This is a genomic window from [Clostridium] scindens, assembly GCF_019597925.1.
GTDB lineage: Bacteria > Bacillota > Clostridia > Lachnospirales > Lachnospiraceae > Clostridium_AP.
Genome location: NZ_CP080442.1, coordinates 956,193 through 972,182 on the forward strand (window position 1 = coordinate 956,193; position 15,990 = coordinate 972,182).

Genomic DNA, 15,990 nt, shown 5'->3' on the forward strand with positions numbered 1-15,990 from the left:
TTATCTCATCTTTAACAAGGCTTTGATTGCGTTCCCGCTGTGAGATGCCTCAAAAGCCTCATTGATTTCGTCAAATTCAAATACGCGGATCAATCGATCAAAAGGAAATTTTCCCTCTTTATAGTATGAAATTAATTGTGGAATAAATAATTTCGGGTTAGAGTCTCCCTCTACGATGCCTATAAGAGACTTTCCTTCTCCCATAAGTTCTTCCTGGACTTGTATGGTCAGTTCTCCAGTAACTCCCAGCACTACGGCTGTTCCCAGGAATTTCACGCAGGCTAATGCTTTTTTTACAAAATCAGGCACGCCGCTTGTGTCGATCGCATAGTCTGCACCGCCTCCCGTTATCTTCTTGATTTCACTTACGATACAGTCGCACTTTTTCCGGTTGATGGTGTGGGTGGCTCCCAGTTCTTTCGCCAGGGCAAGGCTCTTCTCATTCCCCCCTACTGCAATAATATTTTTGCAGGGGCACAGATGGGCTGCCATAATGGCGCTCATGCCCACGGTACCACAGCCGAATACGACCAGGCTTGAGCCTGCTGTTGGTTTCAGCCGGTTTAAGACAGCGCCTGCGCCTGTCTGGATTCCGCACCCCAGAGGCCCCAGTATATCCAGATCCAGATCTTTATCTACTTTAATAATGCTGTTTTTGTGAACAACGGAATAGGTCGCGAAGGAAGACTGCCCGAAGAAGGAAGAGATCTCCTGCCCATCTTTCGAAAGCCGCTTCGTACCGTCACTCATAACGCCTCCGAAATTAATGGCATTAAAATTCTCACATGCATACGGCCTGCCTGCCAGGCAGCTATTACAGTGACCACAGTATCCGAAAGAAAATAACACATGATCCCCCTTCTGGAATTCCGTCACTCCTTCGCCAACCTTCTCAACAATTCCGCATCCCTCATGTCCTAATACGGCCGGAAGAGGTACGGGGATCATCTGCTGCTGTGCAACTTCGTCCGTATGGCAAACGCCGCTGGCCGCTATCTTTACCATCACCTCCCCTGCACGTGGATCCTGCAGGTCTAACTCTTCAAATTGGAAAGGCTTCCCCTTCTCCCGCACAACTGCTGCTTTTATCTTCATATGCTATGTCTCCTTTCTATAATATAATTTTATCATAGCACCAAATATAATAAGTTTAAATAATAGTTTGAATCTTAACGATATTATTAATATTTTAACTATTTTTACTGGGAAACGATATATTTTGTCAGACATTAATATGCGAGTACATAAAAAGAGATGAAGAAATGTTTTTTGGTATTAGCGCAATAGAAGGATAGAAAAAAGGAGAGTCCTTATAGTTCAGGACTCCCCGCTAAGTCTATGTGCTGGATTCATTCTTTGTCACCTCGGGTTCTTTGGCGGCAAGAATAAACGCATCCCAGTCATCTGCGAAGGTTTCAATATTGCTGCTGCTGTTTTTTAAATGTGCTTCCATTAGCGCCTGGCAGTCGTTGGCAAATGCTTCAATATCATGGCTGCTTAGATGAATCTCCATTTGCTGTATGCCTTTATCGTGCATAGTAGTAAATCGTTCTGATTTCAGCAGCGGCAATACCATAATGCATCCCCAGACAATAAATTCTTCTAATTTTGAATAGCATTCCCGTACCATTGCAGATGGGCACTCTTCGCAGATAAAGTCCAAGATTATGCCAAAGCAAAGAAAGCCTTGCTTTTTTTCACGAACCTCGGACAGATCCTGCGCTAATTTCTGATATCGTTCATTTGGCATTGCTTCCAGCGTAAAGAGCAGAACTCCTCGAATAGTCAAAGCCAAGAATTGCAGACTTTCCCGATGAAGTCTTAAATCCTCCTGAATGTCAGATGTAGATAAGTCAATTGGTTTGGATTCCATGCAGACTTTTGTCCCGCTCCCCCGATAAGAAGTAGTCACGCCTAAAGAGTTAAGCACTGACAGCGTACGTCTTACGGTAATCAGCGACACGCCATATTGTTCCGCCATATCTGTTAGTGGTGGCAGAAATGAGCCAATGGGATATCTGCCCCAGAAGATTTCGCCGATAATTTTTGCCGCCAGGGAATATCGGACTTGGGGGCGCTGCCGGTAAATATTCCATTTAAAAGGAATGGGCTGGATAGACTCCAAATGATACTTCTCGCGGGTCACATTAATAAATTCCATTAGTTCCTGTCTTTTGATGGAATAGTATTTCTCCTCTAATTGAAGAATCTGGCTTAACGTCAAACTGCTAGGCATAGGGGTTCCTAACGCTTGAGCAAGATCCTCGGCCTTCCAATCAGAGTGTAAAAAATTTACGTATCTCAGGCACTCCCAGTAAAGGTTTGATAGCAGGCCATTATTCATTGGGAAAATGTTTTCAACACAGAATTTGACCATAGAGGGTGCCTCATCCATAAATTTTTCGTATTTCTTTCGATAGGGAATTATCTGATTCAATTTGGATGAATTTTTTAGTTCTTTCTCCCAAACAGGCAAAAACAATAATTTAGCGGCAAAAGAAAAGTCTCGGATTCCATCCTCCCGCGGCACAAAATAACTTGCCTGGTTTTTCTCAAAATCTTCCAGAGTTCCCTGATATACAACGATGGATGCTTTTCGTTCTTCTGATAGGATATATCCTTTTTCTTTTAAACGGCTAAACGCAGCACGAACCGTATTACGTCCAACTTGGAAGATATCGCAAATCTGCGAAATTGATGGAAGGGGATCTCCGTATTTATAATGTCCGAATAATATTCGCGACTCATAATAATCGTAAATTAATTCATTAAGCCCGATATTCTTTTCCAATACATCAGCCTCCCATAACTTTTATGTGATGGTTTTAATCATCATTGCGCCGGAACAGTCTGAGCGATCTGTTTTCTAACACTTGCCATTAGTTTATCATAAATAGTCCGTGGAAAATAGAAGAAGATTTCATAATTGGGAGATTGGGATCTTTTTGTTGATTTTATAGATGGGTGTGCTATAATATATAAATAAAATTGTGACTAACATGAGCATAATTTTGGTTCTAATATGCACATACATGCGTTCTAATGGCAGGCTTGGCATGCATGTCCTGCAGACAGAAGCGGATAAAAATTTAAAAATGAAAGAAGGTACAGAGGCAACGCGATGAACGAAGAAAGAAAATCTAAACATAAGATATCGAAAATAGCAGCCATTATATGTATCGTAGCTTTTTTGCTTTCCGCCGTCAGTATTTTTATTACTTATGTAATGAATAGAAATGCCCAGAGCATGTATGAGCATCCGTATACAGTGTCCAATAGCGCGCGTGGTATGCGATCGCGTCTATGGGATATGAAAAGTTTTTCCAGTATACTTATAACGCATGCTTTTGATTCTAAGGAGGATAAAGACTCCTTTTTTCAGGAACGTTATGATATGCAAAATGCAGATATAGAGATTATTGACGAACGGTATCTGGGCCCAGTTGAAGATGTGGATGACCTGCGCGCTGCTATGGATGGCTTGATCGAAGCCCAGACAAAAGCCTGCAATTATGCAGATAACTACTCAGTGTATGAGATACAGGAATATATGGATAACAAGGTTTATCCCTGGTATGACCGGGTAAGCGATTCCCTGACGACGATCATTGATTTTGCGGATGGCAAGATATGCAGCCTGAATGAACAGGTTCAGAAATCAGGGATTACGTCAATGGTCTTTTCTTTGATTCTTGCTTTTTCAGTAATTGGCTTAACGATTCTGTCAAATAAACAAGAACGAAAAAGTATTGAGGAGTTATCCCGCAGGGAACATGATCTACAGGATGCTCTTTATCTTGCGCAACAGGCCGGCAATGCTAAGAAGGATTTTCTTTCGCGCATGTCGCATGAAATTCGGACGCCTATGAATGTTATAGTGGGCATGACTACGATAGCGGGGGCAAATCTGGATGATAAAATCCGAATAAAGGACTGCCTGTCAAAAATAGAATTTTCCTCCAAACATTTACTTTCATTGATAAATGATGTACTCGATATGTCAAAAATTGAGGAAGGAAAAATATCTGTTAATTACGAACCGTTTCGACTTCCACAGATGTTTGAGGCAATCATCCCTGCTATATATTCGCAGACATCTGCCAAAGGTACCGTGTTTGAATGTAAAATGACGGATGTTGTATCGGAGACCGTGATTGGAGATTCTCTTCGCATCAATCAGATTCTGCTCAATCTACTATCAAATGCGATTAAGTTTACGCCTGCCGGCGGAACCATATGCCTGACTGCTAGGCAGACTCCTGTGAAAAACAGACGCACGAAACTAATTTTGATCGTGGAAGACACGGGTATTGGCATGAGCGAAGAATTTTTACATCGTCTTTTCACGCCGTTTGAACAAGAGGATGGCACGTTATCAAGAAAGTATAGCGGAACTGGCCTGGGGATGGCTATCACGAAGAATTTAACCGACTTGCTGGGAGGATCGATCCATGTAAAAAGCAAACTTGGCGAAGGAAGCACATTTACAGTGGAATTGCCATTAGAAGTTCCGGAGGATGCTATGGAGGCAAAAGAATATAAATTAGAAAATCTCAAAATACTGGTAGTGGATGATGATGTAAATACATGCACGCACGCCAGTCTGCTGCTAAAAAAGATGGGGATTGACGCGGACTGGGTTCAGCATGGCAGCGAGGCCGTACAGATGGTACGAAAGGCTCATGAAGCTTACTGCGATTATGATGTATGCCTGATCGATTGGAAGATGCCGGATATGGACGGTATTGAAGTGACAAGGCGTATTCGGGAAGAACTGGGGACGGATACATTGATAATCATTATCTCTGCATATGATTGGAGCGACATTAAGGGAGAGGCAAGAAAAGCAGGAGTCAATGCATTTGTTGCGAAGCCATTGTTTGAATCATCTTTGTATCAAACTTTATCATCCGTAATTTCTTCGGATTCAGATGTGAAGGAAGAGTCAATATGTTCTACACCGCTATTATCAGGAAAGCGTATACTCCTGGCTGAAGATAATGAATTGAATCGGGAAATTGCAGTAGAACTGCTAAAAGAAACTTGTGCAAAGATAGATTGTGCAGAAAACGGAAAAGAAGCAGTCGAGCGTTTTGCGACTTCTCCTAGTGGCTATTATAATATTATTTTAATGGACATCCAGATGCCTGTTATGGGAGGCTACGAAGCGACAAGACATATTCGATCCAGTCATCATGCGGATGCACTGAATATTCCGATCCTGGCTATGACAGCTAATGCCTTTCGGGAAGATGAAGAAGAGGCGCTGGCATCTGGAATGAATGGACATATCGCGAAGCCGATTGATGTGAACTTGCTCTATGGAACCGTATCGGAACTAATAAAAAAGCAGCATAGTTTGTCGTCAGATAAAAGGAGGATATAATGTTACGAAACATGAAGATAAAATCCAGAATGCTATTGTCATACGGAATCATAATTGGCATGTGCCTCATTGCAAGCATTATCGCGCTGATTATGCTGAATAAGATTGGCAATAACCTATCCTCTTTTTATAACAACAATTATACGGTTACCGTCAATGTATGGTCTGCAAGAAGGGAAATGCAGTCAGCAAGAGGAGACATTCTAAATGCTATACTAGACTCCGATGAGAGTACGAGGAAGAATTACATAGAAAAGGCCAGCGATAGCCTTGCAGATATGCGTGCTGCATTTCCTGTTATCCGTAAAACCTTTAAAGGAGACATTCAGCTGGTGGATAGAGTGGAGACACTTTTGCAGCAGGCAGTCGTATATCGGGACCAAGTGTTTGAATTGATAGAATCCGGTCAGGGGGAAGAAGCTTACCGGGTCATGAAAAACAGTTACATACCTTTGCTGGATCAAATGGCGGATACGCTACAGCAGATAGCGGATGTAGCGGGACAGAATGCGCTTGTCATGGTGCAGGAAGGCGAGCAGGCGCAGATATCGGCGGTGATCGCAGTAATTGTAATTATTATATTCAGCGCGATACTGGCAGCCCTGATTGGGCTACGTATCTCCAACAGTATCCGAAAACCTGTAGATGAAATAGAACATGCTGCCCAGGAACTGGCAAAGGGAGAATTGGATGCAGCATTCGTTACCTATAAGTCGGAAGATGAACTAGGAGGACTATCCGGCAGCATTCGCGAACTGATAGATTATCAGAAGGCTGTCATTGACGATATTGACCATATTCTAAGATCTATGTCCAAAGGAAGCTTTATCGTCAGATCAAAGAAAGAAGAGTATTATAAAGGCCGGTATAAGCGAATTTTAATCTCGTTGAGAGAGATGCGCAAGAATCTCAGTAATACTCTGTGGCAGATAAGCCAGTCGTCAGAACAGGTCTCTTTAGGCAGCGAGCAAGTATCTTCAGGAGCGCAGAGCCTCGCTATGGGCACGGCTGAGCAGGCAAGTTCGATGGAAGAGCTTGCAATTGCCATAAACAGCATAGCATCCCATGTACAAGAGACAGAAGAGAATGCCAATGGCGCCCGGATACAGACGGATCAGGCAGGCGTGCAGGTGTCTATGAGCAATAGGCATATGCAGGAGATGATGGGAGCGATGGAGGAGATTAGTGACAGGTCTGACCAGATTGGCAAAATTATAAAAACCATAAACGATATTGCATTCCAAACGAATATACTGGCTTTAAACGCTTCAGTTGAAGCCGCAAGGGCGGGCAGAGCCGGGCAGGGCTTTGTTGTCGTTGCAAAAGAAGTCCGTTCCTTAGCCGATCAAGTGGCTGCCGCGTCGAAAGATACGGCAGAATTAATAGAAGAGACGGTCCAGGCGGTAGAAAAAGGGAAAAAGGTCGCAAGCATGACTGCAGAATCTTTAATAAAAGTTGTGGAAAGTATAAGACGGGTGGTATCAACTGTGGACAAGATTGCTGTTTCCTGTAAAGAACAGAGCAATTCCATTGTACAGATTAAATCAGAAGCGCATCAGATATCAGGCGTGGTACAGAGTAATTCAGCCACATCTGAAGAATTGGCGGCCGCCAGTGAAGAACTTTCCAGCCAGGCGCTGGTGCTGAAACGTTTATTTGGTCAGTTTGAATTAAAAGAGAATCTATAGTTTGCAGTTTCTGGAACTATAGACAGATTCCAGGCCTAACTATAGGAAGGGGGCAGGAGTTTAGTAACTCCTAGCCCCCAATTGTCCCATTCTCTAACTGGATAATTCGATCGGACTCTTTTGCCAGCCGCCTGCTATGCGTGACAACGATCACGTATTTTCCAATTTCGTGGGCGGTACGCTTTAGCAGATCGATGATTCCCTCTGCCGTGCCCTCATCCAGGTTGCCGGTAGGCTCATCTGCCAGCAGGACTTTGGCTTCGCTGGCCAGCGCCCTGGCTATGGCTACGCGCTGCTGCTGGCCGCCGGATAATTGCAGGATGCTGCGGTTCCAGTCCTCCTTTGGAATGTTTACTTTTTCCAGCAATTCTTCCGGGTTCTTTCGCCCGCCCAGGATCACGTTTTCTTTTGCGGTGAGATAGTCGATTAGATTGTAATTCTGGAAAACCAGAGAAACATGATGCTTCCTGTGATAATTTAATCCCCGCTTTTGAATATTTTCTCCGTTGTACAGGATATCGCCTTCGGTGGGCGTATCCAGTCCGGCCAGAAGCGACAAAAAAGTTGTCTTGCCTGCTCCGCTTTCTCCAACGATCGTATAAAATTTTCGTTCCTCAAATATCAGGGATACGTGCTCCAATATTTGTTTTGACTTTTGAGACTTATACGCATAACTTAGATTTCTGGCTTCTAAGATCATCTTTTAACCTCCTAATTCATCTGGCTTAATATGTCTCTGGGATGCTTCCTCAGAATTATGATGCCTGCCGTTGTGATGGATATGGCAATCAGGAGTGTCACCCCTACGGCATCAAGGAGAATGATTTCCCACGTGATATCAGCTTGTACGTCGACAACTTTCTGTTCTGCCTCTTCATAAGGCTTTGCGACCTTCCCTTCGTCCGCCATATCCTGTTGCTTTGCCTGCTCTATCTGCTGTTCCACCAGATAGTCAGCAATAAAAGAGGACAGAACAGGCGCGGCTGTATAAGAAAGGACAAGCGCGAGCAGGGAGATCATGAGGGCCTCCAGCAGCATCTGGCGGAGAATACGGATTTGGGACGTGCCGAGAGCCAGCAGTATGCCTGCCTCCTGCACGCGGCTTTTCATCCAGAAGACGAAGATCAGGCATAAGATTACAAAGCTTGCGCCTGCGATGATCCAGATCAAAACATTGCTTATGCTTTGCAGATCGTGGAAATTAGATGACATCGTGTCAAGGTTTCCATGATTGTCGATCAGATCATAGCGCTCCCAATTAATATCCACTTGCTTTATGGCCTCCTTTACGGAAGCGTATTCATCTACATCCGCCACTTTAAAATATGCTTTTGCAAACAGAGGATTATTTTCGTTTCCTTCCGCTTTTTCAGGAAATCTTAAATCTGTAAAAATAACGTTTTCAGAACGATAGGTATCCCCGGACATATAGGGGGCCATTTTTTGCCGTGTCTGATAGATGCCTATAATTTCCGCCTCGTAAATAGCCGAGCCTTCCCGGTCATGGCAGTCGTTAAATGCAAGATTATCTCCAATCGTCAGGCTGTTTTTTGCGGCCAGTTCTTCCGAGATGATGCAGACATCGGAATCTCTGCCTGTGATCATCCGTCCTGCTTTCAACGACAGATTGCCAGACAAGACATTGGAATCCATAGCCATATCGAGATTGCCGATCAGGCTTACTCCCTGGATATCTGCATTCTGATCTACGTCAGCGTCTTCAATCCGCTCAAAATTCACAGGATTTACCGCCATAGTGCCCGTTGTAATGTTGTAAGCAGATATTCCAGGGACGGCGGCAATTTTCCGGATATCTTCCAGCAATAATGTTTCAAAAGAATTATCGGTGCCGGACTGCCAGTTCTCGGTTCCGTTTATGATGGTCTTTTTCTGGTAATATCCTCCTAAGCTTCCTTCTTTATTCTCACCGATTTTTCTTGATAATGCCTCGATCCGCGCATGACGGTTTGCCTCGTTTTCTTCCAGCAAGAAGCCTGCGCCAATCGCCTGCCTTGCGGTGTCCGAGGTTGCGATGCTGGCGTTCTTGCTGGCCATGCCAGCGGTAAGCGAGAGGCTTATGATAAATACAGTAAGAAGTAGCAATATGCTTTTTACAGGCTTTCGCAGAACACAGCGCCAAGCCATTTGAATACTATTCATGATTCATCCCTCCATTTTGGCCAATGTATCTTTGGGATTGGCTCTCAGAATTGGAAATGCTGCGATTGTGACCGCGATCAAGATGATCAGGCCGCCCAGCCCGAGCAGGGAGAGTACATCACTGGCTTGCAAAGCCGTTTCCAAAGCAATGTCTGGCGTAGCGTTGCTGATGAATAGCGTCTGCAAGGCGTTCGCCAGAAAACTGCCCAGAGCGCAGGCTCCGGCAGCCGCCAGAATCAATACGGCGAATGCTTCTATAAGCGCCTGCAGGAAGATGCCGCCTTTGCTCCTTCCCATGCTTATATAGATTGCGGCTTCTTTCCGCCTGGATCTCATCCACATGCACAGCAGCAGGGACACGACGATTATTCCCGTGGCGGTGGAAAGGATGAGCATCAGCCGGATTACCCTGGCAGCCTGGTCAAGGGGTGCCTTCAACTGTTTATATAGGAGATCTGAAGCCGTGACTGCCGCCTTGTCCTGCAGCATTGATTCTAGCCGGATCCGCAGGCTTGCAAGTTTTTGGGGATGCCTCGTATAGACCGCCGCTTTGTCGTACCCATGGCTGCCAAATAATTTGGCATAAGTGGCATTGTCAATAAATATCTGATTTTCAATGCGATGAACGGAATCGGTCTGAGACGTTTGCTTCTGCTCATTTCCCGATCGGAATAATCCAACAATCTTTGTGGTAACTCCAGTCCCATCTTCGGTTATGAATCCTATGGCATCTCCGACCGCTAGACCGTTAGCATCCGCCAGAAGCGCGTTGACAACCGCGCCGCTAACCGTATCCGGGCCAATGTATTTCCCCTTCGTCAGATGATACTGGCCTTCCGAAAAAGCGCTGTCTTTTTCCAGCCGGTCGTAAGAAATGACCGCGGCTTTTTGATTGTCCTCATTGCCGGAAAGACTGTTCGTGATAGGGACGAATCCGTCAGGCAATACGCTTGCGTGGGCTGAACGGTTCACAAAAGCGACATCGTCAAGGGAAGATATCTGCCGCAGTTCTTCTTTTGTAATCCGGTGGTCTTGATCTGTTATTTCCACAATGACCTTTGAGCCTGTCTTTGCCTGAATTGTCTGTTCGGAATCCCCGAAGGCGCGCAGTATGATGGCCGCGCTTAATATCATACTGCTTACAAATAAGAGGACAAAGAACAGGAGAATGGATTTTCCCTTTTTACGGATCAAATATCGAATTGCAAGTTGATAAAAAGTCATTCTAATCACCACTTCCTGTTCCGGTTGCGTTAGCCGTCTGCCAGATCACTATCTTTGTGGCTGTAATAGTCCCGGAATCCTGATTCTCGCCAAAGACAAGTATGGAGGTCTGCTTTTTGATATCGGATAAGGATGCAGGACGAAAAGCAGTCTCTCCGGTAGAGGCATCCGATACAGCAATTTGAACCTCGCAGCCCTCTTGGTACTGGATGGTGATTTTTTCTGTCTCATCCATATGCTCCGGAGCAGCGATTATAGAGGTATCGCCATCGTCCTGCACGGGAGAAATAATGCAGCCGCTTTCTGTGAATTCCACGACATCTCCGTGCGCAAGCGCAGAAGCTGCCAGGCTGTCGATATCGCTTCCTGTATCAGGACTTTGCTGGGATTGTGAAGTGGCAGAGTCCGTTTCAGGCCTGCGGTCTTTCCCCGGAGAGGAAGTCTGGCATCCTGAGAGCATGACTGCGCACAGAGCGATGAATAGACCTTTTGCTAGTTGAGAACGTTTCATGTTACATTCCACCTTTCTTGATGAGATTGTGCCATAATTGTAGTGCGGATCCGCTCTAAAAATCCTCTATGACCGGATGCATTTCAGAAGGCTTTTTAGAGGATTTTTACAGGATTGTCTGATATACTTATTGATACCAGTATAATTAGGAAGTAAAGGATAGGATGAGACATGAAGATACTTCTTTTAGAGGATGATTTAGAACTGTGCACGTCTATTCGAGCAGAACTTGAAAAAAGCGGATATGTGGTGGACTGCTGTACAGATGGGGAGACCGCGATGCTCTATGCTCTGAATGCCGAATATGGATATGACCTGGCGATCGTCGACAGGATGCTTCCGATCATTGACGGGCTGACCATCATAAAGGCAATGCGTAGAAAAGGAATCCGCATTCCGATCATCATCACAACAGGCATGTCGGCAATCGATGAACGGATTGAGGGGCTGGATGGAGGCGCGGATGACTATCTGGTCAAGCCGTTCCATATCCGCGAGCTTCTTGCCAGGGTAAGGGCTTTGACAAGACGTCCGGCGAAGATACAGACAACGGATATCTTAAACTATGCGGATCTGGAACTTGATAAGTCAAGCCGAAAGGTATCAAGTCCGGACAGGACAATAATACTGACGGCAAAAGAGTCCGAATTACTGTATGTGCTGATGCGTAAGCCGGAAACGCTATACACAAGAGAGCAGCTGATTTTAAAGATATGGGGTGCAGACTCAGAGGTAGAATTAGGAAATGTTGATAACTATATTTCATTCCTGCGGAAAAGATTAAAAGAACTGAAAAGCAGCTGTGAGATAAAAACAGTTTATGGTGCCGGATATAAATTGGAGAAGAAAAATGTTAGATAAATTATATAAAAAATTAAATCTGATTGCCGTAAGTTTTACAATGCTGATCATTACAATGGTGATGGCGATCATAGGCTTCAATTATATCAGCACGGAAAAAGGGAACCAAAGCAGTTTCTTCCAGAGAATGGCCACCTTGCTTATCTATCAGCTGGAAGAGCATCCGCGGGACTATGAAGAACTTATGGAAGAATATGAGGACAGGTATGAGATTGCAGGCGTATTAAAAGACGAAAGCGGCCGGATATTATATCAGGGCCATGCCGCTTCTTTGGCCAATGCAGACAAGCAGCTGGCAGATCTGCAGAAGCAGACGATTGTGCAGACGCCGCCAAATAAAGAAAGACTCGGTTCGACACAGCAGGGAGGCATCTATGAAGTTCAAGGAGAATTCCATGAAAAGTATTAGGGAATACCTGCATCGATCGATTCCAAAGAAGGCAGTTTCTATCAGCTATCTCTTATTTACAGACAGAAAAGCCCGCTGGAAATAATGAAAAAACATCTGCCGTTCTATCTTGGAGTCTGGCTTGCGTCTTTGCTGGGGATTGCCTGCCTGATAAGTCTTGTGTTAAAAAGAGCCTTTAAGCCAACGGAAAATGTATTAAAAAGTCAGAAAGAATTTATAGCATCGGCATCTCATGAATTAAAATCACCACTTGCCGTAATCATGGCAAATGTAGAGAGGATCAGTGACTTGAGCACGATTGATCCCCAGGCCGGCAGCGCATTAAAAACGATAGATTCTGAATGCATGCGGATGTCAAAACTGGTCAGGGATATGCTGCTTCTAGCCGCATCTGACGCAGGAACCTGGACTCTGAATAAGGGACCCGTTGATGTAGATACGTTGCTGATCACGCTATATGAGGCATATGAATCCATCTGCAGGAAGAATCGCATTACTTTGAAGATGGATTTGTCAGATGTAAGTTACCCGGAACTTTATACGGATAAGGAACGTATTTTTCAAATACTGAATATTTTTATGGAGAATGCTCTCGAGCACTCTATAAAAAATACTCTGATTCAAATACAATGTATGGCAACTGGCAGGGAAATCACGTTTTATATCATAGATCATGGGCAGGGAATCGCAGAGGAGGACAGGCCTTATATTTTTGACAGGTTCTTTTGCGCAGATAAGTCCCATGCGGCTAAGTCTCATTTTGGACTGGGACTTAGCATTGCCGCTGAACTGGCAAAGATGCTGGGCGGCACGGTTGGCTTTAAGGATACGAAGGGTGGGGGCGCAACATTTTATGTCACCATTCCGGCCAGATCTTAATTCTTGCGTATGTCGGAATTATGAACTATATTAATAGCATGTGGTGAAAGATTCGGAAGCGTTGGGCGCTTCTTTGCATGGCAGCGGCTGTGAGGAGGAAAGGGATATGGACAGAAAGATAAAACATGGGCGGGGGATGGCGCAGATACGCCTGATTGTGGAGGTGGCAGCCATCGTGGGCTGCATCGCCTTTATAATTCGTGTATCGAACCGGCTGGAGTCAGCGGGAGAGTCAATGGGAGTCTCCTTTCTTTTTATGGCTCTGCTTTTTGTGGGGATGTATGTGGCCTTTTTCCTGCAAATATTGATTCATGAGGCGGGACACTTGATATTTGGACTTCTGACGGGATACCAGTTCCGCTCTTTTGACATTGGCGGCTTTACGTGGGTCAAAGAGGGAGAGAAAATCCGCTTTCAAAGGACAGCGCTTTTCGAAGCGATGGGACAGTGCCAGATGTACCCGCCGCAAATAAGAGATGGACGCAGTTCCTGTCTGCCATATCATCTTGGGGGAGTTCTCTTGAACCTTGTATCCGCAGCCGTATTTGCAGTGGGGGCATTGGGGCTTAAGGAGCACCTTGTCCTGTCCGCCTGGCTAGCGATTATCGCAGTATTTGGCGCATTATCGGCATTTAGCAATGGAATCCCAGTCCCAGGCGGCTTGGTTCATAATGATGGATATAATGCGGCCTGTCTGTGGAAGAATCAGGAAGCCCTGGATGCTTACTATATTCAGGGGCAGATCAGTCGGCAGCAGGCGGAAGGGATCCGTATGAAAGAGATGCCCGGGGAATGGTTTGAGATGCCGAAGCAAGAAGCCCTAAAGAATGGCACGATTGCCGTAACAGCAGTGCTTGCCTGTGCCCGCCTGATCGATCAGATGAGATTCAAAGAGGCTGGGCAGACGATAGAAAGACTGCTTTCTATGGAGACAGGCATAACCGGGATGCACCGCGGCCTGCTGACTGTCGAGCTGATATACTGCGAGCTGGTTGGGGAAAATCGGCAGGATCGGCTGGAAGCCCTGCTGGACGAAAAGCAGGAAAAGTTTATGGCACACATGAGAAAGAAACTGCCTGTACTCCGTACGGAATATGCCTATGAACTGCTGGCGGGGAAGGATGAAGCAGAAGCGAAGCGTTTCCGGGAGCAATTTGAAAGCGCTGCCGCCGAATATCCTTATTTGGGCGAACTGGCAGGAGAACGGGAACGAATGGATTATGCCAGGAAGATTGCCAAAATAGAACAGGGAGGTTAAAAGAATGCAGGAGATCTTAGTGCTGGAAGATGACCGGGAACTGGCAGAGGGAATAGAGATGGCCCTGATAAGCGATGATCTTTCTTTCACGCTTTGCGGAACAGTTATGGAAGCAAAGAAGATGCAAAGAGAAAAGCGGTTCGATTTGCTGATTCTGGATATTAATCTTCCGGATGGAAGCGGGCTGGAACTTTGCAGAGAGATCAGACGGGGAAGCAAAGTGCCTATCATGCTTCTGACCGCCAGGGATATGGAACTGGATATTGTAAAGGGCCTGGAGTGCGGCGCGGATGACTATATCACGAAGCCCTTCAGCCTGATGGTGTTAAGGGCGAGGATCCGGGCGCTGCTTCGCCGCAGTGCAGGCGGCTCAAAGCAGGAGTATGTAAAGGAGCCGTTTCGTTTCTGCTTTGAAACTATGGAATTCTATAAGGATCATATCCCGGTGGAACTTAGCCGCACGGAACAGAGGATCCTGTATCTTCTTGTCACTAACGCAGGCAGGATACTTACCAGGGAGCGGCTGATGGAGTGGGTCTGGCCGGAGGGAACGGAATACGTGGAAGACAATGCCCTGTCCGTTGGAATCCGGCGTCTGAGGGACAAGCTGGAGGATAGTCCCTCCAAGCCAGAATATATAAGAACCGTATATGGGAAGGGATACATATGGCAGGAATCGCAGGAACTATAATATTACTGTTGAGTGCAGTCGCTTTTTTGCTTGCAAGGGATTGCAGGAATAAGAAGAAAGAGATGGAAGTCTTGCTGCAGCGTCTGGATGATGCGCTTAATGGAGAAGTAGAAGCATCTGCGTATGACGAATCCTTGGATTCGGCAATTACAGAACGGCTGGACAAACTACTTAGAAGTTCCAGTATGGGCAAAGAAAGGGCATACCAGGACCGGGACAGGATAAAATCCCTGATTTCCGATATCTCCCATCAGATTCGCACGCCCCTTTCTAATATTATGCTATATACCGGACTGCTGCAGGAAAAGAATCTGGATGGACAATCCCGGCTGCTTGCGGATAAGATACAGGGGCAGGCAGAGAAACTGGATTTCTTCATGAAAGAACTGGTAAGATCATCCTATATGGAGACGGATATGATTGTTGTCACCCCGCAGACAGCCTCGGCAGAAGAACTGATCGACAGGGCCTGCCAGGCAGTAGAAGTGGAGGCGCTGAAAAAGAGGATTCTGATCAGGAAGCCAGAAGGGGAGCGGATCTTCTGCAAGTTCGATATGGAGTGGACGCTGGAAGCGGTGAGGAATATTCTGGAGAATGCGCTAAAGTATTCGCCGGAAGGTTCGGAAGTGCGTATAGAGATTGCTCCAAACGAAGCCTTCACCTGCATCAGGATTCAGGATGAGGGAATCGGGATAAGGGAAGAAGAACAGGGGCTGATATTTGAACGGTTCTATCGTTCCCGGGATGTGAAGAAAGAGCCGGGAATGGGGATCGGCCTATATCTGGCCAGAGAGATTATAGCCAGGCAGGGAGGGTATATCGAGGTCCGGTCCGAGTATGCCAAAGGAACCTGCTTTTGCATCTATCTTCCCAATTTTTGATGGGACACCGCAGGAATGTGCTTCGGCACATTCCTTTTCTGT

14 protein-coding genes are annotated in these 15,990 nt (G+C 45.7%); 8 read left to right on the plus strand and 6 right to left on the minus strand.

What is annotated here, in order from left to right; genetic code table 11:
* Together K0036_RS04520 and K0036_RS04525 are read right to left on the minus strand one after the other, a co-directional pair.
* On the minus strand, window positions 1-1,095 hold the full coding sequence (locus K0036_RS04520; RefSeq protein ID WP_220430846.1) for an NAD(P)-dependent alcohol dehydrogenase: 1,095 nt from the start codon (window positions 1,093-1,095) through the stop codon (window positions 1-3).
* Window positions 1,096-1,336: 241 nt separating this feature from the next.
* The gene (locus K0036_RS04525) at window positions 1,337-2,791 is read right to left on the minus strand and encodes a GntR family transcriptional regulator (RefSeq protein WP_220430847.1); all 1,455 of its coding nucleotides are present in this window, start codon (window positions 2,789-2,791) and stop codon (window positions 1,337-1,339) included.
* A 603-nt stretch (window positions 2,792-3,394) separates the two neighbouring features.
* Here K0036_RS04525 and K0036_RS04530 point away from each other — a divergent pair.
* Window positions 3,395-5,386 (plus strand): response regulator, encoded by a 1,992-nt coding sequence (locus tag K0036_RS04530; protein WP_259283390.1) that lies wholly within the window; start codon window positions 3,395-3,397, stop codon window positions 5,384-5,386.
* Window positions 5,386-7,074 carry a methyl-accepting chemotaxis protein gene (locus K0036_RS04535; RefSeq protein WP_220430849.1) on the plus strand — a complete coding sequence of 563 codons (1,689 nt, stop codon included), beginning with the start codon at window positions 5,386-5,388 and terminating at the stop codon, window positions 7,072-7,074. Before K0036_RS04530 ends, K0036_RS04535 begins: the two co-directional genes overlap by 1 nt.
* A gap of 70 nt (window positions 7,075-7,144) precedes the next feature.
* Here the strand turns inward: K0036_RS04535 and K0036_RS04540 are convergent, their stop codons facing one another.
* From K0036_RS04540 to K0036_RS04555, 4 genes are read right to left on the minus strand one after another with little or no spacing between them, the layout of a single operon-like run.
* Window positions 7,145-7,774, minus strand: coding sequence for an ABC transporter ATP-binding protein (locus K0036_RS04540; RefSeq protein ID WP_220430850.1), 630 nt, complete (start codon window positions 7,772-7,774; stop codon window positions 7,145-7,147).
* 11 nt (window positions 7,775-7,785) lie between these two features.
* The gene (locus K0036_RS04545) at window positions 7,786-9,234 is read right to left on the minus strand and encodes an ABC transporter permease (RefSeq protein WP_220430851.1); all 1,449 of its coding nucleotides are present in this window, start codon (window positions 9,232-9,234) and stop codon (window positions 7,786-7,788) included.
* A 3-nt stretch (window positions 9,235-9,237) separates the two neighbouring features.
* Window positions 9,238-10,458 (minus strand): ABC transporter permease, encoded by a 1,221-nt coding sequence (locus tag K0036_RS04550; protein ID WP_259283391.1) that lies wholly within the window; start codon window positions 10,456-10,458, stop codon window positions 9,238-9,240.
* 1 nt (window position 10,459) lies between these two features.
* Window positions 10,460-10,969 (minus strand): hypothetical protein, encoded by a 510-nt coding sequence (locus K0036_RS04555; RefSeq protein WP_025644926.1) that lies wholly within the window; start codon window positions 10,967-10,969, stop codon window positions 10,460-10,462.
* A 171-nt stretch (window positions 10,970-11,140) separates the two neighbouring features.
* Here K0036_RS04555 and K0036_RS04560 point away from each other — a divergent pair, with 171 nt between their 5' ends.
* The 6 genes from K0036_RS04560 (at window position 11,141) to K0036_RS04585 (ending at window position 15,948) form a co-directional block, all read left to right on the plus strand.
* Entirely contained in the window at window positions 11,141-11,830 is a 690-nt protein-coding gene (locus K0036_RS04560; RefSeq protein ID WP_220430852.1) for a response regulator transcription factor, read from the plus strand.
* Window positions 11,820-12,239, plus strand: coding sequence for a hypothetical protein (locus K0036_RS04565; protein ID WP_220430853.1), 420 nt, complete (start codon window positions 11,820-11,822; stop codon window positions 12,237-12,239). The genes K0036_RS04560 and K0036_RS04565 overlap by 11 nt, the downstream gene beginning before the upstream one ends.
* Before the next feature lie 84 nt (window positions 12,240-12,323).
* Entirely contained in the window at window positions 12,324-13,118 is a 795-nt protein-coding gene (locus tag K0036_RS04570; RefSeq protein ID WP_220430854.1) for a sensor histidine kinase, read from the plus strand.
* Between the two features lie 106 nt (window positions 13,119-13,224).
* Window positions 13,225-14,376 carry a hypothetical protein gene (locus K0036_RS04575; RefSeq protein ID WP_220430855.1) on the plus strand — a complete coding sequence of 384 codons (1,152 nt, stop codon included), beginning with the start codon at window positions 13,225-13,227 and terminating at the stop codon, window positions 14,374-14,376.
* A 4-nt stretch (window positions 14,377-14,380) separates the two neighbouring features.
* Window positions 14,381-15,067, plus strand: coding sequence for a response regulator transcription factor (locus K0036_RS04580; RefSeq protein ID WP_025644921.1), 687 nt, complete (start codon window positions 14,381-14,383; stop codon window positions 15,065-15,067).
* Window positions 15,043-15,948: a sensor histidine kinase gene (locus tag K0036_RS04585; RefSeq protein ID WP_173693744.1), complete on the plus strand. Its 906-nt coding sequence runs from the start codon at window positions 15,043-15,045 to the stop codon at window positions 15,946-15,948. The genes K0036_RS04580 and K0036_RS04585 overlap by 25 nt, the downstream gene beginning before the upstream one ends.
* Window positions 15,949-15,990: the final 42 nt, after the last annotated feature.